Source organism: Pseudomonas azadiae, assembly GCF_019145355.1.
GTDB lineage: Bacteria > Pseudomonadota > Gammaproteobacteria > Pseudomonadales > Pseudomonadaceae > Aquipseudomonas > Aquipseudomonas azadiae.
The window spans coordinates 1,369,037-1,395,296 of the sequence record NZ_JAHSTY010000002.1; the positions used below are offsets into that span (position 1 = coordinate 1,369,037).

The following is a 26,260-nucleotide window of genomic DNA, read 5'->3' on the forward strand; positions in this document are numbered from 1 at the left end:
TTGCGGTGGCCAAATCAACGGCTAAATGATTGAACGGTCAATTGGCGGTGCCTGGAATGATCAATTCTTCGAGGCGATAGAACGGACCGACTTGTTTTTCGGCAAGCTGGCGATCGGTCGCATCCGACCTTTCCCGATCCGTGTCCGTCATGCGCGTTTGGATGAAGTGGACGTCCGCCGCCAGGGTCGAGGCCTGAGGGGTGTTTTTGAGTACAAATTTCAACAGGGCGTGAGCGACACCGAGGTCCCTTGCCAGGCCATAGGTGTGCGGTATCTGGTGTCCGTCCTCGTATTGGCCAGGTGAGAGTTGTCGACTGCGGGGCATATTGGCGAGTGCGTAGCCATATTCCAGCATTGCGTCTACCTGTCCCACCCACGCCAATTTAGCAAGGCGTTCCTGTTTTTCGCGGACGCTGGCAGTCGAATCAGCAGAAAACACCCGCGCGTACAAAGCCAATGGCAGACCGGCGTCGGCGGACTCTTGCAAGAGTTCTTCGATTCTCGCTGTGCGTAGCGCTGCGTTCTCGATGATTCCAGGGGCTCGTTGGTAGAGCTGGGCGAGTTTGAACTTGGCCAGGCCCGAGCCCGAGCCTTCGGTGGCGGCCTGCTGAAGGTACATTACATCGTCAGTGATGAGGTACATGTAGTAACCGGCCAACGAAGGCTCTACGACGCCTTGATTGAGCAGGTCTTTAGCCTTTTCTATGGATTCGGTATCGCCCAACTGTATGAGTGCAGGAATGTAGTTGCGATCTGCCGCGAGCTTGAGCCATCTTTTTGTATCGTCGCTTGCGCGGGAGGCCAACCTGCCGTCAGGCGTGTACCAGATGCCGTCACGTTGGGCACTGCAGGTGGCCATGGCGAACGCGGACCAACCGGATCCTGCTGCGGCCCCTATGCTCAGGTAGTGCTCCGCTTCTTCAAATCTATTGAGTACAAATAGATTTGCTCCAGTTTCCGATGCCGCATTGTTCAGCGCATCCAATGAGGTCTGCACTTGCGGAGCCAGCGATTGCCGGTTCTCGTTCATCAGGGAAAGCAGTTCGAACAACTCAGGTATTACCTTTGAATCCTTGCTCATGATTGATTCCTATAAACGCACTCAAGTCGTGCGAGTACAGAATGTGGCAATGCATGAGATCGCTGGCGCTACATAACTACGACATCAAAGGTCAGCCCTGTTGCCTGGCAACAGCTTCGCTTCCAGGTGATCAAGATGCCGGGTCATCAGGCTTACCGCCGCACCCACATCGCGCTGTTCAATCGCCTCGACAATCGCCACATGCTCCTGCCACGCGCAGTACGTGCAGGCTTGCGCCTCATACTGAGCAATGATCAGCGAGGTCAGCGGCACCAGGCTGTTGAGGAACTGCGCCAACGGCGCGTTGCCGGCCATCTGCGCCAGTTGCAGATGAAACTCCCCGGATAAACGGATCGCCGGCCCGCGTTGGTCGCGCTCAATACACTCACGCTCGCGGGCGATCACGTCGCGCAGTTGGCGCACCTGCTGGGGCGTTGCCTGGGCACAGGCCAATTGCACCACGGTGATCTCGGTCAGGCGTCGTGCTTCGAGGATCTGCCGGGTTTGCTGGGCATCCGGCGCAGCCACCTGAGCGCGTTGGTTGGGGCGCAGGATGACCACCTGCTGGTGCGACAGCTTTGCCAGAACGCGGCGGATCACGCTGCGGCTCACGCCAAAGGTTTCGCCCAGGCTCTCTTCGGTAAAACGACTGGCCGGGGCGATGCGTTGTTCCAGAATGGCGTCGAACAGGCGTGGGTAGATATCGTCCACTGAAGGCTTTTTACCGGCGATCAGGCGCAGGGCAGGGAAGATCGGGTCGCGTTGCAGTGCATGAGCGGTCATGGCCAATCTCCAAAAATCAGCTGCCCAGATGGTCGTCCGGGATGTTCAGGGCAATGCCCATGCGCAGGCCTTCCTGGAGGATATGCCGGCGCATTTCGGCACTGGCCAGGGCGCTGTTCTTGTTGCGGATGGCGCGCACCACGGCTTCGTTTTCCTGCAGGCGTTCGGCCAGATGTTCCGGCGAGTTGCGCAGCATCTGGGCGCTTTGCTTGAGGGCATTGCTGGTCTGCTGCACCACGTTCTGGAAGATCGGGTTGGACGTGAGGGCAAACAGTTCTTCGTGAAAACCGATGTAGGCATTCATGCCGGCTTCGGCGTCGCCTGCGTCGAGGGCTTCGCGCATGTCCATCAGCGTCAGGCGCAGTTGGCCGACTTCCTTGCTGCTGATGGACTGGGCCACCAGGCCGACGATGAAGGGTTCGAGGGTGTAGCGCAGTTGCAGGATATCTTCCAGGCTGGCGTGCGCTACTGCGTCGCTCGATGGCGGCCCGCTGATGCTGGTTTCAAGTACCACCACGCCTTTGCCGGGCATGGAGCGCACCAGGCCGAGGGTTTCCAGCACGATCACCGCTTCGCGCAGGCTGGGGCGGCTGATGCCCAGCTGTTCGGCCAGTTCACGCTGGCCGGGGAGCATTTCGCCCCGGCGCCACTGGCCCCGCGCGAGGGCGGCGCGCAGCTTTTCTACCACTGAATTGACGACGGTTGAGGTGCTGATCACGTCGATGTCTCCTTCTGTTGCGAACACAAAACCCAGTGTGGGAGCTGGCTTGCCTGCGATAGCGGTGTATCAGGCACAGTTGTGTCGGCTGACCCACCCCTATCGCAGGCAAGCCAGCTCCCACATTTGAACGATGTCGTCCTTGAAAGCGGGTTAGAACTCCTGATGCGCCGGCAACACCGGTTTCTTGGCCTGGAAGGCGTAACCTTGCTGGCCATCCAACACCTTGTTGGCGCGCTGGATATCGATGTCTTTCTCCCAGCGCGCAATGGCCACGGTGGCGACGCAGTTGCCGATCAGGTTGGTCAAGGCGCGACCGATGCCCATGAACCAATCCACCGCCAGCACCAGCACCAGGCCCACCACCGGAATCGCCGGGATGGCGGTGAGTGTCGCCGCCAGGATCACCAGCGCCGAACCGGGTATGCCGTGGGCGCCCTTGGAGGTAATCAACGACACCAGCAGAATGGTCATCAGGTCGGTCATCGACAGCGGCGTGCCGGTGGCGTTGGCGATAAAGACGATGGCCAGGGTCAGGTAGATCGAGAAACCGTCGAGGTTGAACGAATACCCGGTCGGAATCACCAGGCCGACGGTGGAGCTGCCAATTCCCAGGTGCTCGAGTTTACGCATGACCTGCGGCAGCACGGCGTCGGAAGAGGCGGTACCCATCACGATCAGCAGCTCTTCACGCAGGTACTTGAGCAGCGGCAACATGCGCAGGCCCGACACGCGCATCACCAGGCCGAGGATCAGGCCGACGAACGCGAAGCAGGTCAGGTAGAACAAGCCCACCAGGCTGCCCAAGTGTTGCAGGGAGTCCAGCCCGTAGGTGCTGGTGGTGAAGGCGATCGCGCCGAACACGCCGATGGGCGCCAGGCGCACGATCATGCCCATGATGCGGAAAATCACGTGGCTCAGTTCATTGATCAGCCGCGTGATGCCCGAGGCCGCTTCGCCCACCAGGTTCAACGCACTGCCGAACAGCACTGAGAACAGCAGCACTTGCAGCACGTTGTTGTCGGCAAAGGCACCGATCACCGAGTTGGGGATCAGGTCCATCAGGAACTGGCTGGTGCCCTTGATGTGCTGGCCCTTGTCGGCCAGTTCATTGAGGCCCGCAGACGACAGTTGCTCCAGATGAATATTGGCGCCGGTGCCGATGCCGGTGCTGAAGGCCATCACCAGGCCGATCACCAGGGCGATGGTGGTGAGTATTTCAAAGTAGATCACCGACTTGAGGCCGATGCGTCCGACTTTCTTCAAGTCGCCGGCGCCGGAGATGCCGCTGACCACCACGCAGAACACGATCAGGCCGATCAGCATCTTGATCAGCTTGATAAAGCCGTCACCCAGGGGTTTGAGTTGCGAAGAGAATTCGGGAAGGGCCAGGCCGCAAATGACGCCGAGCATCAGGCCAATCACGACTTGCAGGAAAATCGAACGCGAGCACCATCTGAGCATGGGAGGGATCTCTATTCGGTGCCCTGGTGGTTCCAGGGCTTAATTGTTGTGGTCATACCGGTAAGTCCAGTGCGTGGCCAGTCTAGGCCAGGTATTTTTGAAATAACAACTCATTATTTTCCGGTTGACGGATCCCGGTCTGACCAGTTGCTTGGCGAGGGCGGTGCTTGAGCGGTTGGCGGGGTGGAAAAATTTTCGCTTATCATCCATCGCTCGGCTCATGAGGTGATGGATGGAAGAATCAGGACTGACTACCGACGAAACCGGGCGAACCCACTGCACCTGGCGCACGGCCGCGCCGGAATATCCGCGCTACCACGATCATGAGTGGGGCGTGCCGGTGGCGGGTGATATCGCGCTGTACGAGAAGATCTGCCTGGAGGGCTTCCAGGCGGGCATGGCCTGGATCACCATTTTGCGCAAGCGTGAGCAGTTCCGCGCGGCTTTTGATGGGTTTGATTTTCACCGGGTGGCGCAGTACGACGAGGCGGACATCGAGCGGTTGATGCAGGACCCAGGCATCGTGCGCAATCGGGCAAAGATCGTGTCGACCCTCAATAACGCACGCAGGGCCTGTGAGCTGGTGGAGGAGACGGGTTCGCTGGCGCGCTGGCTGTGGGCCTTCGAGCCCGGTGATGATGAACGCCCAACTGTAGTGGACCTGGCTTACTGGACGCAAAACCCCACATCGCCGGCGTCGGTGCGTTTATCCAAGGCGCTGAAGAAGCGCGGCTGGACGTTCGTGGGTCCGACCACGATGTATGCGCTGATGCAGGCGGTGGGGATGGTCAATGATCACCTGGAAGGCTGCGCGTGTCGGCCGCACATTGAAGACTTGCGGTGTCAGTTCACACGACCCTGAACCATTCCTGAGTCGTTCGCGATCACGTTCTATACGTAGAACGAAGAGGGCTGTTTTTCCCTTCTAGTACTCAGCCGCTGACAATCTTAAGGTGTATGCACTTTGGAGGTACACCATGAAAAAAATCATCGGCATCTACACCAGCCCTCGCGCCCACTGGGTCGGCGACGGTTTCCCGGTACGCACGCTGTTTTCCTACGACTCGATGGGCAAGCACATCAGCCCATTCCTGTTGCTGGACCACGCCGGCCCCGTAGATTTCACCCCGACCGAGCAACGTCGCGGTGTCGGCCAGCACCCCCATCGCGGCTTTGAAACCGTGACCATCGTCTACGACGGTGAAGTCGAACACCGCGACTCCACCGGCGCCGGCGGCAAAATCGGCCCTGGCGACGTGCAATGGATGACCGCCGCCAAAGGCATCCTCCATGAGGAATTCCACTCCGAAGCCTTCGCCCGTAGCGGCGGGGTCATGGAAATGGTGCAACTGTGGGTCAACCTGCCGGCCAAGGACAAAATGGCCGAGGCGGGCTACCAGACCCTCGTCGACCGCGATATCCCGGTGTTGCCGTTGCCCAACGACGCCGGGCACCTGCGCCTGATCGCCGGCGAGTTCGCCGGTACCCGCGGGCCGGCCCGTACGTTTACTCCCATTGACGTATGGGACATGCGCCTCAATGCCGGCCAATCGGTGACCCTCGACCTGCACCCGGGACGCAACACCGCCCTGGTGATCCTGAGGGGAACAGTGCTGGTCAACGGTGAGGAGGTCGCACGCCAGGGGCAACTGGCTTTGTTCGAGCGCGACGGCACCCAACTGACCCTGGCGCCCAACGAAGATGCCAAGGTGTTGCTATTGAGCGGTGAACCTATCGACGAGCCTGTCGTCGGTCACGGGCCGTTTGTGATGAATACCGAGGAGGAGATTCATCAGGCGTTTGCCGACTTTCATGCCGGTAAATTCGGGCAAATGCACGGTTGACGGTTCGGTGCAAAACCCAGTGGGAGCTGGCTTGCCTGCGATAGCATCAGCGCGGTGTGACTGATCCACCGAGGCGTGCGCATCGCAGGCAAGCCAGCTCCCACATTTTGTTTCCAGCGTTCCCGTTTCATGCGATCTTCCCGTCATTCGCCCTGGAGTCGCCTGGATGCCCTCATTTATCGCTGATCACCCGATGCTGTGCGCCCTGGCGCTGATTTTTATCGACATTGCCGTGTGGCGCCTTATTTCCGCCGACCTCGCCAACTGGAAGCTGGCGGCGCGGTTGGTGATTTTTGCCGTGTTCAGCGCCGTGCTGTTCAACGACGGCATGAACCCCATGCAGCTTGCGCCCTATGCGGACGACACGGCGCTGCACCTGGCGGCGACCGCCTTGCAGATTGGCTGGTGGCTGTTTGCGGCGCGTACGCTGACGGTGTTGCTGGGTGCGCTGATGATGCAGCGGGTCGGGCATACCGGGCGCTTGCTGCAAGACCTGATGGGGGCGGTGATCTTCCTGATTGCGATCATTGCCGCCATGGCTTATGTGCTCGACCTGCCGGTCAAGGGCGTGCTCGCGACGTCCGGCGCCGTGGCGATCATCGTCGGCCTGGCGTTGCAGAGCACCTTGAGCGATGTGTTTTCCGGGATCGTGCTCAACACCACCAAGCCCTATCAGCTGGATGACTGGATTTCCATCGACGGCACCGAAGGCCGGGTGACCGATATCGACTGGCGCGCCACGCGCCTGCAAACCTCCCAGGGCAGCATGGCGGTGATCCCCAATTCGCTGGCGGCCAAGGCCAAGATCATCAATTTCTCGCGGCCGGCGGATATGTTCGGCTTGGCGGTGAGCGTGCAAGTCAGCCCCCATGCGCGTCCGCAAACGGTGATCGAGGCGCTGGAGCGGGCCATGCAAGGTTGCCGGCCGCTGCTGAGCAAGCCCGCGCCGAGCGTGGCGTTCAAGACCTCCGCCAGTGGCGGTGTCGAATACGAGATCAGCGGGTTCGTTCCGGCCATGCCGCTCAAGCGCGAAGTCCGTAACCAGCTGTATGACCTGGCCTTCCGGCACCTGCAGGCGGCGGGCGTGAGTCTGTTGTCGGCCGCCGAAAGCGCTACTCCGGCGCAAACATCACGGGCGCGGGCGCTGTTGGATAATTCGACGATTTTTTCCACCTTGCGCCAGGAGGAAAAAGACACGTTCAGCCAGAACATGACCCTGCACACCTACCGTGCCGGCGAGATGATTTTGCCGGCCGGAGAGGTCAGCGATCATTTGTTCATCGTGGAGTCTGGCGTGGTCTCGGTGATGCTGACCAAGGGCGGGCATAAATTCGAGGCCGGGCGCATGGGGCCGGGCGAGGTCATTGGCGAGGCGGGCATCCTGACCGACCAGGCCGCGCTGGCCGACTTTTGCGCCAAGACCTTCTGCACCTTGTACCGCATCGAAAAGGAGTACCTGACGCCGTGCCTGGATGCGCGCCACGACATCGGCGATGCGATGAAAACCCTGCTGGATTTCCGCCTGCACGCCGCGCAGGCCCTGACCGAGGAAACGCCGGTGGTGCCGGTGAAGAAGGGTTTCCTGCAGTGGCTACGCAAGCGTGGCGTGTGAGCACGCTAAGGCTGAATTGGGCATGTACCCAAAGTAAGGAGCGGTTGCTGGCTGAATGAGCATCGCATCATCGACCCCGGCGCAGCGCTGAAAACGTCTTGTGTGTTCAGCGCCTGCAAAGCTCGCGTTCGGGCAGGGCGTTATCCCAGAAGTGGGCTGGTTTATTGACTTGTTGCGGCGGACGGCTGCGATACTCTAAACACAACGTTGAAAAGATCATGGTGTGCCGGCGCTATATTAAATAGAATGAATCTCATTTGAGACCCAATCGCGCCGCGCAGGTCGCTTGCCATGAATGATGCTGTTGTTCCGACCCACGTCCCCGAACTGACGTTGTCGAGTCTGTACCGCGACCATCGCAGCTGGCTCGAAAGCTGGCTGCGCCGGCGCCTGGGCAATGCCTGGGATGCCGCCGACCTGAGCCAGGACACGTTCCTGCGTGTACTCGCCAGCGCGCAGCCGATTACGCAGATGCAGGAGCCGCGGGCGTACCTGGTGACGGTAGGCAAGCGCCTGCTGGTGAATTTCCATCAGCGGCGCAGCCTCGAACAGGCCTACCTGAATGCCTTGGCAAACCTGCCGGACGCCTGTGTACCGTCGCCCGAACAACGCTGGCTGGTGCTGGAAACCCTGCAAGCCCTGGATGAACTGCTCGATGGCTTGCCGGTGCTGGTCCGTCGCGCGTTTCTCTGGAGCCAACTGGAGGGCCTGGGCTATCGGCAGATCGCCGAACGCCTGGAGGTGTCCGAACGCACGGTCAAACGCTATATGGCCCAAGCCTACGAGCATTGCCTGCTGGTGGACCTGTGAGCCGTGACGTCGCCCGCGCCGCCGCCCAGTGGCTGGCGCTGCTCGAATCCGGCGCGGCGACCGAGCGTGATCATGCAGCGCTGCAACACTGGCGTGACAGCCACCCGCAACACGAACAGACCTGGCAGAAAGCCCAGACCTTGCGCCAACGTTTCAGTGACTTGCCCCAAGCCCTGGCGATGGCCAGCCTCGACCGCCCGCAACCGGGGCGCCGCGCCGTGCTCAAGCGTGCCTTGGGTCTCGCGGCATTGGTGCCGACCGCCTGGCTGATCAGCCGTCAATTGCCCATCGAAGCATGGCGCGCCGACCTGCATACCTCGACCGGCGAGCGCAAACGCGTGGCACTGGCCGACGGTGGCAGCCTGCAACTCAATACCGCGACGGCGGTGGACGTGGACTTGGCGCAGCGGCGCATCACGTTGGTGGACGGTGAGTTGGCGCTTGATGTGCCTGGTGCAGCGCCGATGACTGTGCAAACCCGCTACGGCGAGTTGAAGGTCAGCCAGGCTGAGGTGTGTGTACGGCAACTGGCCGCGGGTTGTCGGGTGTCTGTGCTCAAGGGCACGGTGCAGGTGCGCGATCTGGGCGGGCAAACGGCGACCTTGCAAGGAGGTCAGCAAGCGCGGTTGAAAACTGGCGGGCTAGGGGCCTGGGTACCGTTCGACGTGCTGCAACTGGGCTGGCGCGACGGCGTGCTGACCGCGCAGAACCAACCGCTGGGGGATTTCCTGCGGGAGCTGCAACGCTATCGGCCGGGCGTGCTCCGCTGGGAGCCCAGCCTGGAGGCCCTGCGGGTTACCGGTAGTTTTCGCTTGGACGACACCGATCGCATTCTCGACTTGCTGGCCTCAAGCCTGGGGTTCCGTGTACAAGCGCGTACCCGGTATTGGGTCACACTTTCCTGAGGTGCCCAAGATCAAAATGTGGGAGCGGGCTTGCTCGCGAATGCGGCCTGTAGTGAGCGGGCTTGCCCCGCGCTGGGTGGCGAAGCCGCCCCAGACCAGGCGACTCGGTTCTACCTGGAGGTCGGCGGTGTCTTTATTGGGGCCGCTTTGCAGCCCAGCGCGGGGCAAGCCCGCTCACTACACACTGCATTCGCGGGCTTGCCCGCTCCCACAATGATCCTGCCTTGGTTTGAAAAAAGTATTGTGCTTTCAGATCACGTGGGCACGTTGCAGCTCGGTCAGCGCCAGTGCCTTGAGCTGCGCCAGCACCGGATCCCGCCTATCCCTGGGGTGCGGCACACCCACGGCGAGTTCCTGGCGAATACTGCTGGGCCGGTCGATGGGTGTAGCAATAGCTTGCATATATCTAAATAATATAAATAAAGAGTTATATATTCCTTTTAACGCTGTCCTCGATAGCGCATGTTGAACGCCTGCGCATTCGTGCGGATTGACCCAACAGCCAAGAGGAAAGCCGACATGACCATTAAAGCGATCAACGTGCGCAACCAGTTCAAGGGCGTGATCAAGGAGATCCTGCTGGGGGAAGTGGTGTCGGAAATCGACGTGCAAACCGCGTCCGGTATCGTTACGTCTGTGATCACCACCCGCTCGGTGCGTGACTTGGAATTGAAAATCGGCAGTGAAGTGATTGCTTTTGTGAAGTCGACCGAAGTATCCATCGCCAAGCTGTGAATACCCTCTAACTGTGGGAGCCAGCTCCCACATTGATAGGTGCAACTGTCAGGCCGTCATCAAGCCTGACGCAGCGCGCGCTCCATGCGTTGCAAGCCTTCTTCAAGCATCGCCCGCGGGCAGCCGAAGTTCAGGCGCACGAACTGCTGGCTGTCATCGCCGAACTCGATACCGGCGCTCAACCCGACCTTGGCCTGTTCCAAAAAGAACTGCTGCGGATCGGCGAGCTCCAGGGCGCTGCAATCCAACCAGGCCAGGTAGGTGCCTTGCGGTGCATGCGTCACCACGCCGGGCAGGCGGTTTTGCACGGCATCGAACAGGTAGTCGCGGTTGGCTTGCAGGTACGCCTTCAACGCATCGAGCCATTCGCCGCATTCGCTGTACGCCGCACGGGTGGCTTCCAGGCCCAGGGGGCTGACGCTGTCGACCATGCCGCAACGGGCCGCGTTGAAGCGCTCGCGGACCTCGGCGTTCTGCACCACCGCAAAGCAGGTCTTCAAGCCGGCCACGTTATAGGCCTTGCTCGCCGACATCAGGGTGATGGTGCGCTGGGCGATTTCATCGCTGAGGCTGGCCGTGGGGATGTGGCGGCGACCGTCGAAGCACAGCTCGGCGTGGATTTCATCGGAGATGATCAGCGCGCCGTTTTCCAGGCAGGCATTGGCCACCGCCAGCAGTTCTTCGCGGGGGAAGACCTTGCCGATGGGATTGTGCGGGTTGCTCAACAGCAGCGCGCCCGCGCCAGCCAGCGCCTGGCGCAGGGCCGGCAGCGGCGTGAGGTATTCGCCGTTGCTCAACTGGAACGGTACTTCAATGCGCGGCAGGTTCCAGTTTCCCGGCGCCAGGCGGATCGGCCGGTAGTTGGGCGTCTGCAGCACCACCGGTTGGCCCGGCTGTACAAACGCGTGCAGCGCCATATTGAAACCCGGCTCGACGCCCGGCAGGAACAGCAGCTCATCGGGCTGCACACGCCAGGCGTACTTGGCCCACAGGTCAGCGACAATCGCCTCACGCACATCCGCGCCGGCGACGCTATAGCCGAGGACCTGCTGGTCGAGGCGTGCATGCAAGGCCTGGAGCACGGCGGGTGGCGCGGCGATGTCCATGTCCGCGATCCACATGGGCAAGACGTCCTGCGGGTAGCGGTTCCACTTGGTGCTGCCGGTGCCGAAGCGCGAGTGGATCGTGTCGAAATCAAAGCTCATGGGGGGCTCGTATCAAGGGAGGCAGTCGAGGAATGGCGCTGATTCTAGCGCCATTCATGTCAGCGGTTCACCAGTTTCGCCGGCAGGGCAATCACCAGGAAGCTGCTGAGGATCAGGCAGCCGGCAAAAAACCACAAGGCGCCCGCGCTGCTGCCGGTGACGTCGATCGCCACCCCCATCAACGAGTTGCTGACCAAGCCTGCGATGTTCGCTACCGAGCACGCCAGGGCAAAACCCGTGGCGGCGGCGGTGCCTTTGAGAAAGGTCGCCGGCAGGCTGAAGAACACCGGCACGGCGCCAATGATCGCTGCCGAGGCAATCGCGAACAGCGCCACAGTGGCCGCCACGTTGTGGGTAAAGAACGTACTGGCGGCCATCGCCGCCGCGCCAATGAAAAACGGCACGATGATGTGCCAGCGGCGCTCGCGGTGTTTGTCGGAGCTGGCGCCGATCAGCAGCATGCCCAGCAGCGCGGCGACGCTCGGCAGCGCCGTAAGCACGCCGATATGAAAGGTGTCGGTGACCCCTGCGTTGCGGATGAAAGTCGGCATCCAGAAGCCCATCGCGTAGGCACTGAGCAGGATCGAGAAGTCGATGCCGCCCAGCATCCACACCTTGAGGTTGAAAAACCCGTCGCGAAAGCTGTGCTTGCTGCCCGCGCCGTCGGCATCATCCTTGCGCAGTTCGCTTTGCAGCAGGGCTTTTTCATCGTCCGAGAGCCATTTGGCTTGCTGGTAGGTGTTGGGCAGCGCCCAGAAGGTCAGCACGCCGAGCAACACGCTGGGCACCGCTTCAATCAGGAACAGCCACTGCCAGCCCCGCAGGCCGCCCACATGGTCGAAGTGGCCCATGATCCAGCCGGACAGCGGGCCGCCGATCACGCTGGACAGCGGCAGGCCGATCATGAACAGCGCAATGATGCGTCCGCGTCGGTGGGTGGGGAACCAGGTGGTCAGATAGTACAGGACGCCCGGCAGAAAGCCCGCTTCAGCGGCGCCGAGCAAAAACCGCAGGATGTAGAACTGGGTGGTGGAAGTGACCAGCATGGTGCAGGCCGACAGCAGGCCCCAGGTGATCATGATGCGCGCGATCCAGATTTTTGCGCCGACTCGTTCCAGCACCAGGTTGCTCGGCACTTCAAAGATGATGTAGCCGACGAAAAACAGCCCGGCACCGAGGCCGAACGCGGTTTCGCTGAACTGCAACTGATCGAGCATCTGCAATTTGGCGAAACCGATGTTGATCCGGTCCAGGTACGCGGCCAGGTAGCAGAAGCACAGGAAGGGAATCAGCTTCCAGGTGATCTTGTGGTAAAGCGTGTTGACCGGATCGGCGACGGTGGTCGCGGGCGCTGCATTCGCAATGGGCATCGGGGTGTCTCCTGGCGGTGACTTATGGTTTTTATGCTGCCGCTTTGTTCCAGCACTTCGGCGTGCTGTAGAAGCGACGTCCAAAGGCAGTGTCAGAAGACTGAGATCGTCCTGCTGGAGGTGATCAAGTGTGGGAGCGGGCTTGCTCGCGAAAGCGATGTGTCAGCCACAGAGAGGACACCTGATATACCGCTTTCGCGAGCAAGCCCGCTCCCACATCCGATTGCATTCCAAAGGGACACTCAGTTTTTTCCAGGCCACGCTCTTTGTCGTGGTTCCTGGCAAATCGTTATTGCTCCCTGAACTTGCGCATCGCCTCCTGCTTGCTCACCACATCGCCATACTTGCTGTCGATATCGAACAGATTGGCTTCATGGGGCGCCGGGTGCCGGTCACCGACGCATTCGCGCACGACGATGGTGCGAAACCCATGTTGCACCGCATCCACCGCTGTGGCGCGGATGCAGCCGCTGGTGGAGCAACCCGCCAACACCACGGTGTCGATGCCCTGGGCATGCAGCATCGGCGCCAGGCTGCTGCCGAAAAACGCACTGGCGTATTGCTTGGTGATCACCACTTCCTCGGCCAGCGGCAGCACCTCGGCGCAGAACGCCGCGAGCGGGTTGCCTTCGACCATGTCCTTCATCACCGGGGCCTTCTTGACCCAGATGCCGCCATCGACGAAATGGCCGGGATGGTAGCGGATATTGGTGTGCACCACCGCAATCCCGTGTTGGCGCGCAGTGGCCAACAGCTCGACGCTTTGCGCGACGGCCGTGACCACGCCCGGAGCGAACAGCGGTGCGCCTTCGGTGGTGTAGCCTTGCATGAAGTCGATCATCAACAGTGCGGCTTTTTTGCCGAAGCCGATGCGGTTGCCCCAGACACCCTGGTAATTGGCGTCGGCGGATTGTTCGTTCATCCGGTCACTCCTTCAGTAAGCGCCAGAGAGCAGGGCGCCGGCACCCGGCACGATGGGCTCCAGGTCCAGGGCCTTGAGCATGGCGTAGGTGGTAGCGATGGCAGCGGTCAGCACCGGCTTGCCGGTTTGTGCCTCGACCATGGCCACCACCGGCAGCGACTGCATTTGCACGCAGGCCGACAGCACGATCACGTCGACGCCTTCCAGGTTCATGCCGGCGACGATGGCCGGCAGGTTGGCCGGGTCGTGGCGGGCCACTTCGAGGTTGTCGGGGATCTCCAGGGCGCGCCAGTCCACCACTTCAAAGCCTTCTTCGCGGATATAGTTCACCACCAGTTCGGTCAGCGGTTTCATGTAGGGCGCGACGATGGCAATGCGTTTGGCGCCCATCACGTTCAAGCCTTCGATCAGCGCGCCGGCGCTGGTGATTACCGGCGCGTTGGCGTCGTTGTCGGCGGTGGCTTTGCGCAGGCGCTGTTCGGACGTGCGGTGGTAGCCCAAGCCCATGGCCATGATCGCCACCAGGCACGCATAACCCAGCACGTCGACCTTGGCATCCGACAGTTCGATGGCGCAGCGGTCGGACTCACCGTCCATCGCCGCCAGTTCTTCCTTGCGCACTTGTTTCATGCGCATCCGGCTGGAGTGGAAGGTAAAGCGCTCGGGCCGGATCGCCTGGCGCGCGGTGAGCATCGCCGGGATCTCGGTTTCCATGGTGGTGTTGGAGCTCGGCACGATCTGGCCAATGCGGTAGGGCTTGTGCATGTGCATGTCCTTCTTATTGTCGGGTGAGGAAGTCGCCGAGGGCGTGGAAGAATCCCTCAAGGTCATCCCAGGGAATCATGTGCCCGGCGTTCGCGACCCGCGCCACCCGGAGGGTCGGCTGCAGGCCCTGGATCTCGGCGATGTCCTCATCGAGGATCACGCCGCCACGCCCGGCCACCATCAGCAGGGCAGGCGCCTTGAGCTGCGGCAGGTCCTGGTGGAAATCAACGCTGTGGAAGTCATTGAAAGCGCGCACGATGGCCGGTTCGTAGCAGGTGTGCAGCCATTCGGCGCGCAGTTGCAGTTGCTCGTCGGTCCAGGTGGCGCAGAAGGCGCGCATCGCCTGCGCGTCCATGCCGACCAGCGATTGGCGGATCGAGTCCACGTACCACGGCAGTTTGCTCGGGTATTCGCGGCGACCGGGGCCGGACACTGGCGGGTCGATCAGCACGACGCGATTGACGCCCTGGGGATGTTTGACGGCGCTGCGCACGGCGAAACGTGCGCCCATGGAATGGCCAACCAGATGGTAGCGGTGCAGGTTCAGCGCATCGGCAAAGGCGCCAATGTCCTCGGCGCAACTCTCGGCGCTGTAGTCCAGCTCCGGGCCGGTCGAGGACAAGCCGCGACCGCGCACGTCGAGCACGTAGGTGTCGAACTGCTCGCCAAAGCGTTGCGCGACAAACCCCCAGGTGATCGCCGGGCTGGTGATGCCGGGGATCAGAATCAGCGCCGGTCCCTTGCCGCCATAGCGCAGGTAGTGCTGGCGGATGCCGTTGGCCTGGACGTTGCCGCCGTAGAGGAAGGTGCTCACGCGGCCACCCCCGATTTCAGTTCCTGGGCGTAGAGGTCATAACCGTAGACCCACGCCGGGTCTTCCTGGGTGCGCAGCCAAGTGTTGGCGTTGGACACGGCCTGGACGCGGGACGCGCGTTCCTTACGGTTGGCTTCGTAGAGTTCGAATGCGGTCCGGTAGTCGCCGATGCCGGTTTCCTGCAGGCAGCGGGTCAGCATCGCCGCATCTTCGATGGCCATGCCGGCGCCCTGGGCCATGTGCGGTTTCATCGGGTGGCAGGCGTCGCCGAGCAGCACCAGGCGGCCGCGGCTCCACAACGGCAGCGGGTTGCGGTTGCGCAGCGGCCATTTGGTCACGCTTTCGGTGGATTCGATCAGGGCCTGGACGGTGGGGTGGTAGCCCTTGAAAGCGTCGAACATCTCTTCGCGGCTGCTGTCGACGAATGCGCCCTGGAAGTCCCATTCCGCATGCGGTACGCCCGTCACGTAGTAGTACTCGTCGCGTTTGCCGGTGGTGTAGTAGACCATCATGTGACGGTCTTCGGTCCACCACTTGATGCAGTCCTCGAATTTCAAATCGTACTTGGCCAACTGGTCGCCACGAATCAGCGCGCGGTGCGCGACCCAGCCGCTGTACAGCGGTTTTTCCACGCCCAGCAATTCTTCGCGGATCCTGGAATTGATGCCGTCGGCGCCGATCACGATGTCGGCATGGGTAACCTCGCCATCGGCGAAGGTCAGGCGCACCTGGGTGTCGGTTTCTTCAAGGGTTTCCAGGCGTTTGTTGAAGTGCAGGGTGCCGGGCTTGAGGGTCGACATCTGCAGCGCATGCAGGTCGCCACGGTGCACCGTGATGTACGACGCGCCGTAGCCGGAGAGGGGGATGCGCGACAGGTAGTCGCCGCTTTCGCCGCAACGGCTGAACCAGTGCTCGGGGTGCGAGCCCATCAGGTCCAGCTGTTTTTCGATGCCCATGCGGCGGAAGATTTTCATGATGTTGGGCCCCATGTGAATCCCCGCGCCCAGCCGGGAAAACGCCGGCGCCTGCTCGTAGATGTCCACGTCGAAACCGGCTTGCTGCAACAGCGTGGCGGCGGCGGCACCGCCGAGGCCGGCGCCGACAATGGCGATTTTCTGAGTGCTTCCCATGGGGCGTGATCCTCTCTCTTCTGGATTTTGTGGCGACGTCTGCTCGCAAGTTTTTAAAGTGTATACGCTCATTTTTTCAAATGGGAAGACCGAGGTTGAAAATTAATTCTTTCGTAAAGGTTGACGCGTGTAACGCATGCATTCAACAAATACTGGATATGTGTGGATTGGTAACGTTGGGGTATCGCGCTTGCAGTCCTTCAGTAATTCAGGTCTTATCGTCGATAACTGGCGTATACGCTATATAATTGCACCGGAGTGGGGCGTGACGCCTGATCCTGGTGCAGCCCTGGAGGAGATCGGAAAATGCCCGTAAGCGATTGCGAATTGACCCAGATGTTCGAGCACGTGTTGAAGCTGTCCAGGGTCGACCCGACTCAGAGCGTGGCCGTGCTCAAGAGCCATTACTCCAACCCGCGCACCGTGCGTGCGGCGCTGGATGCAGCGCAGCGCCTGGGGGCCAAGGTGTATGCGGTGGAGTTGCCATCGTTCAACCACCCCACGGCGATGGGCAACGACATGACCGCCTACTGTGGCGACACCGCGCTCACCGGCAATATCGCCGCCCAGCGCGCTTTGGAAGCAGCCGACCTGATCGTCGACACCATGATGCTGCTGCATTCACCGGAGCAGGAGCAGATCCTCAAGACCGGTACGCGCATTCTGCTCGCCGTAGAACCGCCGGAAGTGCTGGCGCGCATGCTGCCGACCGAGCAAGACAAGGTCCGCGTACTGGCCGCCGAGCAAATGCTGAAGAAGGCGCGCTCGATCCAGGTGAAATCCCGCGCCGGCAGTGACTTTCGCGCGGCGCTGGGTCAATACCCGTCGGTGACCGAGTACGGTTTTGCCGACGAGCCGGGGCGTTGGGACCATTGGCCCAGCGGGTTCCTGTTTTCCTGGCCGAACGAGGAAACCGCCGAGGGCGTACTGGTGCTGGATATCGGCGACATCCTGCTGCCGTTCAAGACCTACACCCGCGAAAGAATCACGCTGGAGATCGAGAAGGGCTTCATCACCGGGATCCACGGAGGTTTCGAAGCCGAGTACCTGCGCGACTACATGAAGTACTTCAAAGATCCCGAGGTGTACGGCATCTCGCATATCGGCTGGGGCCTGCAACCCCGGGCGCAATGGACGGCCATGGGCCTGCACGACAAGAACGATGGCATGTGCATGGATGCGCGGGCGTTCTATGGCAACTTCCTGTTTTCCACCGGGCCGAATACCGAAGTGGGCGGGACGCGCAAGACGCCGTGCCACTTGGATATTCCGCTGCGTCATTGCGATGTGTATCTGGATGATGAGGCGGTGGTTATCGGCGGGGATGTGGTCGCACCACAAGCGTCTCTGGCGCGCTGATATCTAAATGTGGGAGCTGGCTTGCCTGCGATTGCGGTAGGCCTGTCACATCCTGGATGTTGATCCACCGCCATCGCAGGCAAGCCAGCTCCCACTTTTTGACCAGGTTTCTTCAGGGATTCCCTTGAGTCAGCCCTGCAAGCCCGCCATCATGCTTTCCCATTGTTAATTACCCACCGAGCTGCGCCGTGCCCGATTCCTACGTTTTCTCTGAACAAGTTGGCCACCTGCTGCGCAAAGCCTACCAGCGCCACTTGGCGATCTTTCAGCAGAATGTCGGCGATTCCCAGCTTACCGCCGTGCAGTTCGTGACCTTGTGCGCCTTGCGCGATCACGGTGCAAGTTCCCTTACCGAACTGGTCAAGGCCACCGCCGTCGACCAGGCGACTATTCGCGGTATTGTCGAGCGGCTCAAGGCCAAGGCCCTCATCAGCCTGGAGCCGGACCCCCAGGACAAGCGCAAAGTGGTGGTCGATCTTTCCCCGGAGGGTGCTGCGCTGGTCGCCCAGACCACCCCCCGCGCCGCGCAGATCAGCGAACTGACCATGAGCAATCTCAACCCCGCCGAACGGGTTGCAGTGCTGTTTCTGCTGCGCAAAATGATCGACGACCCACAGCAATAGCAGCTGCTGGCACCAATTTTGCTGTGCATTGATGTAGTGGGCACTTCATCAGTCAAGTGTGTCGCGAGACCTCAGGTGCGTGACGCTTTTTTTTGACTGTTTCATGAAGTAATCACTTCACCAACGGTTACGGGCGAAGCGAATGATCAGCCAGCACATCACGGTAGCGCTTGAGGTTAACGGCCGCGTCAGCGAAGTCAGCGCCATGGCGGACACACCGCTGTTGCTGGTGCTGCGCAATGACCTGGAGCTCAACGGCCCCAAATACGGCTGCGGCCTGGGCGAATGCGGTGCTTGTACCGTGATCATCGATGGGGTGGCGGCGCGCTCCTGTGTCTTTCCGTTGTCGGGGGCGGCGGGGCGCAAGATCCTCACGCTCGAGGGCCTCGGCACGCGCCAGGCGCCGCACCCGGTGCAACAAGCCTTTATCGACGAGCAGGCCGCGCAATGTGGTTATTGCCTCAACGGCATGATCATGGCCACCAAGGCCTTGCTCGACCGTAACCCCAACCCCAGTGAAACCGAGGTGCGCAACGAGCTGTCGGGCAACCTCTGCCGCTGCGGTACCCATCTCGAAATCCTGCGCGCCGTGTTGCGTGCCGCCCGCCTGATGACTGTGGATTGATGACCATGACAGACACCCCGCTTTCCCGTGATCAGTGGCTGGCCAAGGCAGGCGTCTTGTTGATCGTCGACGACGTGCTGCCGCCCTCCGGACCGGTGGCCAAGGGCGGTGTGCCCACTGTGAAACCCAAGGAATTGGCGCTGTTCATCGCGGTCAACGATGACGGCCTGGTGTATGCGTTCAACGGCCATGTGGACCTGGGCACCGGCATTCGCACGTCGCTGGCGCAAATCGTGGCCGAAGAACTGGACCTGGAGATGGCGCAGGTGCAAATGGTGCTCGGCGATACTGAGCGCGTGCCGAACCAGGGGGCGACCATCGCCAGCGCGACCTTGCAGATTTCAGCGGTGCCCCTGCGTAACGCAGCCGCTGAAGCACGGCGATTTCTATTGAACCGAGCGGCGGGGCGCTGGGGCGTAAGCACGGCCGGCCTCAAGGTTGCAGCGGGCGTGATCCAGGCCGCAGACGGGCGCAGCGCTACTTACGCCGAGCTGGTGTGCGGCCAGCACGATCAGGTGCGCATCAGTGGCGATGCGCCATTGAAGGCTGTCGAAGACTACCGCCTGGTGGGCAAGGACGCCGCGCGGGTGGATATCCCCGGCAAAGCCACCGGTGAGTTGACCTACGTACATGACATGCGCGTACCCGGCATGCTCCATGGCCGCGTGGTGCGCCCGCCGTATGCCGGGCTCGATTGCGGGGATTTCGTCGGCACCAGCCTGCTGAGTGTGGACGAGTCGTCTATCGCGCATATCCCCGGTATTGTCGCGGTGGTGGTGATCCGCGATTTTGTCGGCGTTGTGGCGGTGCGTGAAGAGCAGGCGGTCAAAGCCGCCAGCGCATTGCAGGTGCAGTGGAAACCCTGGAACTACGGCTTGCCGGACATGAGCGATGTCGAGCAGGCCATCCGCGACAACCCCCGCGTGCGCCGCACGGTGCTCGACCAGGGCGATGTCGGTGCAGCCTTGGGCAAAGCCAGCCAGCGCATGCCGCGCAGCTACTTATGGCCATACCAGATGCATGGTTCTATCGGCCCGTCCTGCGGCGTGGCCGATTATCAGCAAAGCGGCAGCCGCGTATGGTCCGGCAGCCAGAATCCGCACCTGCTGCGCGCCGACCTGGCGTGGTTGCTCGAGTGCGATGAAGCGCTGATCGAGGTGATCCGCATGGAGGCGTCCGGCTGTTATGGGCGCAACTGCGCCGACGACGTCTGCGCCGATGCCCTGCTGTTGTCCCGTGCGGTGGGCAAGCCTGTGCGTGTGCAACTGACCCGCGAACAGGAACACGTGTGGGAGCCCAAGGGCACCGCGCAACTGATGGAAGTGGACGGCGGCTTGAACGCTGACGGCAGCATCGCCGGCTACGACTTTGAAACCAGCTACCCCTCCAACGGCGCGCCAACCCTGGCGTTGTTGCTGACCGGTCGTGTGGAGCCGGCGGCGGCAATGTTCGAAATGGGCGACCGCACCTCGATCCCGCCGTATGACATCGACAACCTGCGCGTGACCATCAACGACATGGCGCCGATCGTGCGCGCCTCATGGATGCGTGGTGTATCGGCCCTGCCCAACACCTTTGCCCACGAGTCCTACATTGATGAGCTGGCTTTCGCCGCCGGTGTGGACCCGGTGGAATACCGCCTGCGCTACCTCAAGGACGAGCGCGCCATCGAACTGGTCAAATCCACCGCCGAACGCGCCAACTGGTCAGCGCGCACGGCGCCGATGCAAACCCCCAGCGATGACCACCTGTTGCGCGGCCGCGGCTTTGCCTACGCGCGCTACATTCACAGCAAGTTCCCCGGTTTCGGCGCGGCGTGGGCAGCCTGGGTGGCAGACGTCGCCATCGACAGGCAGACCGGTGACGTTGCGGTTACCCGCGTTGTGATCGGCCATGACTCGGGAATGATGATCAACCCGGCCGGGGTGCAGCATCAGATCCATGGCAACGTTATCCAATCCACCAGCCGTGTGCTGAAGGAGCGGGTCACGTTTGAAGAGTCGACGGTGGCGAGCAAGGAGTGGGGCGGCTATCCCATCCTGACTTTTGCCGAGGTGCCGCAGATCGACGTAATGATGATGCCGCGCCAGGACCAGCCGCCCATGGGCGCCGGTGAGTCGGCGTCGGTGCCCAGCGCGGCGGCGATTGCCAACGCGATCTACGACGCCACCGGCATTCGTTTCCGTGAGTTGCCAATTACCCCGGAACGGGTGCTGGCGGCACTGAATGCAGCCACCTTGGGCGAACCGGCCAAGTCACCGCAAAAGCGCCGCAAATGGTGGTTCGGTGCGCTGTTCGCCACCTTGGGCGCGCTGCTGGCGACGGCCTGGCCGTTCCATCCTGACATTGCACCGATTGCACCGCCCGGCGCCGACACTTGGTCGAAAGCCACGCTGGAGCGCGGCCGGTTGCTGGCGGCAGTGGGCGATTGCGCGGTGTGCCATACGGCGCCTGGTGGCGCGACCAATGCCGGCGGGCTGGCGATGCAGACGCCGTTTGGCACCCTGTACAGCAGCAATATCACTCCGGATGTGAAGACCGGTATCGGCGCCTGGTCGTACCCGGCGTTCGAGCGGGCCATGCGCGACGGCATTGGCCGCGACGGGCGCAACCTGTACCCGGCGTTTCCCTACACGGCGTTTCGTAATATCAGCGATGCGGACATGCAGGCGCTGTATGCCTACTTGATGTCCCAGGCGCCGGTGAGTCAGGCGCCGACGCCGAATGCCATGCGCTTTCCATTCAATTTCCGGCCGTTGATGGCAGGGTGGAACGCGGTGAATCTAAGGCGCGGCGAGATTACCCTGCAACCTGAGCGTGGTGAGCAATGGAATCGCGGCAATTATCTAGTCAACGGTCTGGGTCACTGCGCCGCCTGCCATTCGCCGCGCAACCTGATGGGGGCAGAGAAGGGGGGCAAGGCGTTTCTCGCCGGCGGTGTGGTCGACGGATGGGAGGCGCCGGCGCTTACGGGGTTGTCCAAGGCACCGACACCCTGGACCGAAGATCAGCTGTTCACATATTTGAGCACCGGCTATTCCGAGGCTCACGGCGTGGCGGCAGGCCCGATGGGGCCGGTGGTGAGTGAGTTGTCGAAATTGCCCAAGACGGATATCCGCGCCATGGCGGTGTACCTCGCGTCGCTGAATGATCAAGGGGTGGCTGAGGCGCAGCAGGTTGAGGTGGCCGGCGTGCCGAACCCGAATGGCCGGCGGGTGTTCGAAGGTTCATGCAAGGCCTGTCATGCCGATGGCCTGGGGCCGAAACTGTTTGGCGTCAGTCCGTCGCTTGCCCCCAATACCAGCGTGCACAGCGTTCAGCCGGATAATTTGATCAAGGTAATCCTGCAAGGCATCAGCACGCCGGCGACTCGGGACCTGGGGTATATGCCGGGGTTCAAGGACAGCTTGTCCGATCGCCAGGTGGCGGAGCTGGTGGCGTACCTGCGTGCACGTTTTGCACCGAATGCGCCGGGGTGGAATGGCCTGGAACAAAAGATCGCCCACTTGCGGGCCAACCCCGGTACCCACTGAAAAAGCTGGATCTCCTTGTTACCGGGTGATCGGGGCTACGCCTTGCACAACCAGGTCGCTGATAAACCCCAGCCAATCCCGTTGCTGCCCGGTGCTCGACAAGTCCTCACCGAGAAACGAACTCAGCGTGTGGCGGTTGGAGTTATAGAAGTAGCACAGCGAGGCGATCATCAGGTACACGTGTTTGAGGTCGACATCCTGGCGAAACACCCCCCGGGCCTGGCCCGCCTCGATGATCGGCCGCAGCACGCCGACCGCTTCTCCCGACAGCCTGCGCATCTCGCCGGATTGTTTGGCGTGTTTGCCCTGATGCAGGTTCTCGATGCTCAGGATCGCGACGAACTCCGGGTGTTGGACATAGTAATTCCAGATAAACGCCACCAACTCGCGCAACGCCTGCACGGGAGCGTCCAGGTCCAGCTTGAGTGTGCTTTCGGCCTTGTTGAATTGTTCGTAGGTATGTTCCAGCACGCAGACGAACAGGTGTTCCTTGCTACCGAAATAGTAATAAAGCATGCGGTCGTTGGAGCCGGCTTCCTTGGAAATGGTATCGACGCGCCCGCCGGAATACCCGTCGCGGGTGAACACCTTGACCGCCGCCTGGAGGATGCGCGCGCGGGTCTGGTCAGCCTGTTGGGCACGGATGCCGGTCTTTTTGAGGGCCATGTCAAAGTGCCTTGCACGAACAGTCTGGGCGCGAAATATAGCATGGGGGTTTTCGACGCCGTTCTGTGACCGACAAGTTCTGTAATAAAAACGCCATTGCGCTGGGGATTGGATTCGCAACGGGCTATTTTGGTGCATCCCAATAACTAGAGTAGCCATGGATGAAATACCAACCCTTCAGCCGTACCTTGATTGCCACAGCCCTGGTGTTGACGGCCAGTGGTGTGCAAGCCGCCTCTCAGGCTCCGGTCGCCGGTGAAAACGGCATGGTGGTGACGGCCCAGCACCTGGCCACTCATGTGGGTGTCGACGTGCTCAAGGCTGGCGGCAACGCCGTCGATGCGGCCGTGGCCGTGGGCTATGCGCTCGCGGTGGTGTACCCGGCAGCGGGTAACCTGGGCGGTGGCGGTTTCATGACCGTGCAACTGGCGGACGGGCGCAAGACCTTCCTCGACTTCCGCGAAAAAGCGCCGCTGGCCGCCACCGCCGATATGTACCTGGACAAGGACGGCAACGTCGTCGAAGGCCTCAGCGCCAAGGGCCACCTGGCCGTCGGCGTTCCGGGCACCGTGTCGGGGATGGAGCTGGCCCTGAGTAAATACGGCACGCTCAAGCGCGCCCAAGTCATCGCCCCGGCCATCAAGCTTGCGGAAAACGGCTTTGCCCTGGAGCAGGGTGATATCGACCTGCTGCACACCGCCACCGGCGAGTTCGAGAAAGACCAGGACATGCGCGGGATCTTCCTGCACAACGGCCAGCCGATGCAGGTCGGCCAGAAGCTGGTGCAGAAGGACCTGGCCAGGACCCTCAAGGAAATCTCGGCCAAGGGCAGCGATGGCTTCTATAAAGGGTGGGTCGCCAAGGCCCTGGTGGATTCCAGCCAGGCCGGCAAAGGCATCATCACCCAGGCTGACCTGGACAAATACAAGACCCGCGAGCTGGCGCCCATCGAGTGTGACTACCGGGGCTACCACGTGGTTTCCGCGCCGCCACCGAGCTCGGGCGGTGTGGTGATCTGCCAGATCATGAACATCCTCGAAGGCTACCCGATGGCCGACCTGGGTTATCACTCGGCCCAAGGCCTGCACTACCAGATCGAAGCGATGCGCCACGCCTATGTGGACCGTAACAGCTACCTCGGCGATCCGGACTTCGTGAAGAACCCGATCGAGCACCTGCTGGACAAAAACTACGCGGCGAAATTGCGCGACGCCATCGACCCGAAAAAGGCCGGTGATTCCCAGGCAATCAAGCCGGGTGTGTCGCCCCATGAAGGCAACAACACCACCCACTATTCCATCGTCGACAAGTGGGGTAACGCGGTCTCGGTCACCTACACCCTCAACGACTGGTTCGGCGCCGGCGTGATGGCGAGCAAGACCGGGGTGATCCTCAACGATGAAATGGATGACTTCACCGTCAAGGTCGGTGTGCCGAACATGTATGGCCTGGTCCAGGGCGAAGCCAACGCGATTGCGCCGGGCAAGGCGCCGCTGTCGTCGATGAGCCCGACCATCGTGACCAAGGATGGCAAGGCCGTGATGGTGGTCGGTACGCCAGGAGGCAGCCGGATTATTACCGCGACCTTGCTGACCATCCTGAATGTGATCGACTACAAGATGAACATCCAGGAAGCGGTGGACGCGCCGCGTTTCCATCAGCAATGGATGCCGGACACCACTAACCTTGAAACCTTCGCGGTCAGCCCGGACACCCAGAAGATCCTGGAAAGCTGGGGCCACAAGTTTGCCGGTCCCCAGGATGCCAACCACCTGGCGGCGATCCTGGTAGGCGCGCCTTCGCTGGGTGGCAAGCCGGTGGGTAACAACCGTTTCTATGGCGCGAACGACCCGCGTCGCAACACCGGCCTGTCGCTGGGTTACTAACGCCTGACGCGATTTAAAATGTGGGAGCTGGCTTGCCTGCGATGGCGGCGGGTCAGCAACACAGGTGTGATTGATGCGCCGCTATCGCAGCATGGGTATCTACACATTTTTGTAGTGAGCGGGCTTGTCCCGCGCTGGGCTGCGAAGCCGCCCTAATACAGTTACCGCTGAGTTACGCGCAAAACCGAGTCGCCTGGTTTGGGGCGGCTTCGCCACCCAGCGCGGGGCAAGCCCGCTCACTACAGGAGATTTGTCAGCCTTGGAGAGTTGTGTGGATACTTATGGCCATCGCAGGCAAGCCAGCTCCCACAGGTAGCGCCGTGTCAGGGCTCAAGTAGTCGTTTTACCGCTGAAAACGCCATGGCGCGGCGCTCTTCCCAATTTCCTCCGATAACCAGCACCGCTTGCCGGTGCTGCTGCAGCCACGCCAGGCTGTCCTGGAAAAACGCGCGGCGGTCCGCCAGTTCGGGTTGGCAGCGTTGGCCATCGGCCGTCCATTCCACATCTTCCGGCGACAACAAAAGGTGCAGGTCGTAGCGGCGCGCCAGCAGTTCGCTGTCGAGCCATGCGGGGCAGTCGCCGAACAGGGTCTGGCTCCAGAGCCTGTTGGCCAGCAGATGCGTGTCGAGGATCAACAGGTCGGGGTGTGCGGCGCGGGCCGTGTCTTCCCAGGCCAGTTGGCCACGGGCGATGGCGGGAATGTCGGCCAGGGTGGTGTCACGACGATGATGATCGATGAAATGCCGCACGTATTCACCGACCATCAACCCGCCGAACTGCGCGTGCAATTGCGCCGCCAGCCAGCTTTTACCGCTGGATTCGGGGCCGGCCAGTACCACCACCTTCATGCGCGCAACGCCGGGTCGGCGCGCCATTCACGCCAGCCCTGCACGGCGATCACGGTGAACAGCGCGTAGAGCGCGGCGGTGAGGTAGAGGCCTTTGTAGAGGAACAGGCCGACGAAAATCACGTCCACGGCAATCCATAATGGCCAACATTGCACGCGCTTCTGCGCCATCCACATCTGCGCTACCAGGCTGAAGCCGGTGAGGGCGGCGTCAAGCCACGGCTGGGCGGCGTCCGTCCAGTGGGCCATGGCGGCGCCGAGCAACAGGCTGCCCAGGGCGCCAGCCGCCAGGCTGGCGATGATCGCCGGCACGCCGAGGCTGGTGACCTCGCGCCCCTGCCTGACCTCGCCGGCGCGGGTCCATTGCCACCAACCGTAAACTTGCAGCGCGGCGTAGACCACCTGCAACAGCATGTCGGAATAGAGTTTCACGTCAAAGAACACCCAGGTGTAGAGCAGCACCATCACCAGGCCGATGGGCCAGCACCAGGGGTTTTGTTTGACGGTCAGCCACACGGCGATCACCCCCAGGGCAGCGGCGAAGAGTTCAAGCCCGGACATGG

At 61.8% G+C, this 26,260-nt stretch carries 24 protein-coding genes and 1 pseudogene; 11 read left to right on the plus strand and 14 right to left on the minus strand.

Annotated elements, in window-relative coordinates; translation table 11 throughout:
• Positions 1 to 37: 37 nt before the first annotated feature.
• From KVG91_RS22620 to KVG91_RS22635, 4 genes are all read right to left on the minus strand, one after another.
• On the minus strand, positions 38 to 1,081 hold the full coding sequence (locus KVG91_RS22620; RefSeq protein ID WP_169376248.1) for a hypothetical protein: 1,044 nt from the start codon (positions 1,079 to 1,081) through the stop codon (positions 38 to 40).
• Between the two features lie 84 nt (positions 1,082 to 1,165).
• Positions 1,166 to 1,864 (minus strand): GntR family transcriptional regulator, encoded by a 699-nt coding sequence (locus KVG91_RS22625; RefSeq protein WP_169376249.1) that lies wholly within the window; start codon positions 1,862 to 1,864, stop codon positions 1,166 to 1,168.
• A 16-nt stretch (positions 1,865 to 1,880) separates the two neighbouring features.
• Complete coding sequence (locus tag KVG91_RS22630) at positions 1,881 to 2,582, minus strand: FadR/GntR family transcriptional regulator (protein ID WP_169376250.1); 702 nt, start codon at positions 2,580 to 2,582, stop codon at positions 1,881 to 1,883.
• Positions 2,583 to 2,735: 153 nt separating this feature from the next.
• Positions 2,736 to 4,061, minus strand: a complete 1,326-nt coding sequence (locus tag KVG91_RS22635; RefSeq protein WP_217894966.1) for a C4-dicarboxylate transporter DctA — start codon at positions 4,059 to 4,061, stop codon at positions 2,736 to 2,738.
• Positions 4,062 to 4,278: 217 nt separating this feature from the next.
• Here KVG91_RS22635 and KVG91_RS22640 point away from each other — a divergent pair, with 217 nt between their 5' ends.
• From KVG91_RS22640 to KVG91_RS22660, 5 genes are all read left to right on the plus strand, one after another.
• The gene (locus KVG91_RS22640) at positions 4,279 to 4,908 is read left to right on the plus strand and encodes a DNA-3-methyladenine glycosylase I (RefSeq protein ID WP_169376252.1); all 630 of its coding nucleotides are present in this window, start codon (positions 4,279 to 4,281) and stop codon (positions 4,906 to 4,908) included.
• A 115-nt stretch (positions 4,909 to 5,023) separates the two neighbouring features.
• Complete coding sequence (locus KVG91_RS22645) at positions 5,024 to 5,890, plus strand: pirin family protein (RefSeq protein ID WP_169376253.1); 867 nt, start codon at positions 5,024 to 5,026, stop codon at positions 5,888 to 5,890.
• Between the two features lie 166 nt (positions 5,891 to 6,056).
• Complete coding sequence (locus KVG91_RS22650; RefSeq protein WP_169376254.1) at positions 6,057 to 7,502, plus strand: mechanosensitive ion channel domain-containing protein; 1,446 nt, start codon at positions 6,057 to 6,059, stop codon at positions 7,500 to 7,502.
• A gap of 291 nt (positions 7,503 to 7,793) precedes the next feature.
• Positions 7,794 to 8,312 (plus strand): sigma-70 family RNA polymerase sigma factor, encoded by a 519-nt coding sequence (locus tag KVG91_RS22655; RefSeq protein WP_169376255.1) that lies wholly within the window; start codon positions 7,794 to 7,796, stop codon positions 8,310 to 8,312.
• The gene (locus tag KVG91_RS22660) at positions 8,309 to 9,217 is read left to right on the plus strand and encodes a FecR domain-containing protein (protein ID WP_169376256.1); all 909 of its coding nucleotides are present in this window, start codon (positions 8,309 to 8,311) and stop codon (positions 9,215 to 9,217) included. Before KVG91_RS22655 ends, KVG91_RS22660 begins: the two co-directional genes overlap by 4 nt.
• A 249-nt stretch (positions 9,218 to 9,466) precedes the next feature.
• Here the strand turns inward: KVG91_RS22660 and KVG91_RS22665 are convergent.
• A pseudogene (locus KVG91_RS22665) lies at positions 9,467 to 9,595 on the minus strand (ABC transporter ATP-binding protein); the annotation flags it as partial.
• A gap of 141 nt (positions 9,596 to 9,736) precedes the next feature.
• On the opposite strand from KVG91_RS22665, the gene KVG91_RS22670 reads away from it, so the two are divergent.
• Positions 9,737 to 9,952: a TOBE domain-containing protein gene (locus tag KVG91_RS22670; RefSeq protein ID WP_076952332.1), complete on the plus strand. Its 216-nt coding sequence runs from the start codon at positions 9,737 to 9,739 to the stop codon at positions 9,950 to 9,952.
• Between the two features lie 59 nt (positions 9,953 to 10,011).
• Here the strand turns inward: KVG91_RS22670 and KVG91_RS22675 are convergent, their stop codons facing one another.
• The 6 genes from KVG91_RS22675 to KVG91_RS22700 all read right to left on the minus strand — a co-directional run bounded on the left by KVG91_RS22675 (position 10,012) and on the right by KVG91_RS22700 (position 16,158).
• A complete protein-coding gene (locus KVG91_RS22675) occupies positions 10,012 to 11,157 on the minus strand; it encodes a MalY/PatB family protein (protein ID WP_169376309.1) in 1,146 nt (381 codons plus the stop codon).
• 59 nt (positions 11,158 to 11,216) lie between these two features.
• Positions 11,217 to 12,527 carry an MFS transporter gene (locus KVG91_RS22680; protein WP_169376310.1) on the minus strand — a complete coding sequence of 437 codons (1,311 nt, stop codon included), beginning with the start codon at positions 12,525 to 12,527 and terminating at the stop codon, positions 11,217 to 11,219.
• Positions 12,528 to 12,816: 289 nt separating this feature from the next.
• The gene (locus KVG91_RS22685; protein WP_169376311.1) at positions 12,817 to 13,449 is read right to left on the minus strand and encodes an N-carbamoylsarcosine amidohydrolase; all 633 of its coding nucleotides are present in this window, start codon (positions 13,447 to 13,449) and stop codon (positions 12,817 to 12,819) included.
• A gap of 12 nt (positions 13,450 to 13,461) precedes the next feature.
• Entirely contained in the window at positions 13,462 to 14,214 is a 753-nt protein-coding gene (locus KVG91_RS22690) for a maleate cis-trans isomerase family protein (RefSeq protein ID WP_169376312.1), read from the minus strand.
• Positions 14,215 to 14,227: 13 nt separating this feature from the next.
• Positions 14,228 to 15,028, minus strand: coding sequence for an alpha/beta fold hydrolase (locus KVG91_RS22695; RefSeq protein WP_169376313.1), 801 nt, complete (start codon positions 15,026 to 15,028; stop codon positions 14,228 to 14,230).
• Positions 15,025 to 16,158 carry an FAD-dependent monooxygenase gene (locus tag KVG91_RS22700; RefSeq protein ID WP_169376314.1) on the minus strand — a complete coding sequence of 378 codons (1,134 nt, stop codon included), beginning with the start codon at positions 16,156 to 16,158 and terminating at the stop codon, positions 15,025 to 15,027. Before KVG91_RS22700 ends, KVG91_RS22695 begins: the two co-directional genes overlap by 4 nt.
• 306 nt (positions 16,159 to 16,464) lie before the next feature.
• On the opposite strand from KVG91_RS22700, the gene KVG91_RS22705 reads away from it, so the two are divergent.
• The 4 genes from KVG91_RS22705 (at position 16,465) to KVG91_RS22720 (ending at position 22,298) form a co-directional block, all read left to right on the plus strand.
• On the plus strand, positions 16,465 to 17,517 hold the full coding sequence (locus tag KVG91_RS22705; RefSeq protein ID WP_169376315.1) for a 2,5-dihydroxypyridine 5,6-dioxygenase: 1,053 nt from the start codon (positions 16,465 to 16,467) through the stop codon (positions 17,515 to 17,517).
• A gap of 188 nt (positions 17,518 to 17,705) precedes the next feature.
• Complete coding sequence (locus tag KVG91_RS22710; RefSeq protein ID WP_169376316.1) at positions 17,706 to 18,140, plus strand: MarR family winged helix-turn-helix transcriptional regulator; 435 nt, start codon at positions 17,706 to 17,708, stop codon at positions 18,138 to 18,140.
• A gap of 142 nt (positions 18,141 to 18,282) precedes the next feature.
• Complete coding sequence (locus KVG91_RS22715; RefSeq protein ID WP_169376317.1) at positions 18,283 to 18,765, plus strand: (2Fe-2S)-binding protein; 483 nt, start codon at positions 18,283 to 18,285, stop codon at positions 18,763 to 18,765.
• Positions 18,766 to 18,770: 5 nt separating this feature from the next.
• Positions 18,771 to 22,298, plus strand: a complete 3,528-nt coding sequence (locus KVG91_RS22720; RefSeq protein ID WP_169376318.1) for a molybdopterin cofactor-binding domain-containing protein — start codon at positions 18,771 to 18,773, stop codon at positions 22,296 to 22,298.
• Between the two features lie 18 nt (positions 22,299 to 22,316).
• Here the strand turns inward: KVG91_RS22720 and KVG91_RS22725 are convergent, their stop codons facing one another.
• On the minus strand, positions 22,317 to 22,964 hold the full coding sequence (locus KVG91_RS22725) for a TetR/AcrR family transcriptional regulator (protein ID WP_169376319.1): 648 nt from the start codon (positions 22,962 to 22,964) through the stop codon (positions 22,317 to 22,319).
• Between the two features lie 161 nt (positions 22,965 to 23,125).
• Here KVG91_RS22725 and ggt point away from each other — a divergent pair, with 161 nt between their 5' ends.
• Positions 23,126 to 24,850 (plus strand): gamma-glutamyltransferase, encoded by a 1,725-nt coding sequence (gene ggt, locus KVG91_RS22730; protein ID WP_169376320.1) that lies wholly within the window; start codon positions 23,126 to 23,128, stop codon positions 24,848 to 24,850.
• Positions 24,851 to 25,173: 323 nt separating this feature from the next.
• Here ggt and KVG91_RS22735 read toward each other — a convergent pair whose 3' ends face one another.
• Complete coding sequence (locus KVG91_RS22735; RefSeq protein WP_169376209.1) at positions 25,174 to 25,698, minus strand: AAA family ATPase; 525 nt, start codon at positions 25,696 to 25,698, stop codon at positions 25,174 to 25,176.
• Complete coding sequence (gene pnuC / locus KVG91_RS22740; RefSeq protein WP_169376192.1) at positions 25,695 to 26,258, minus strand: nicotinamide riboside transporter PnuC; 564 nt, start codon at positions 26,256 to 26,258, stop codon at positions 25,695 to 25,697. Before pnuC ends, KVG91_RS22735 begins: the two co-directional genes overlap by 4 nt.
• Positions 26,259 to 26,260: the final 2 nt, after the last annotated feature.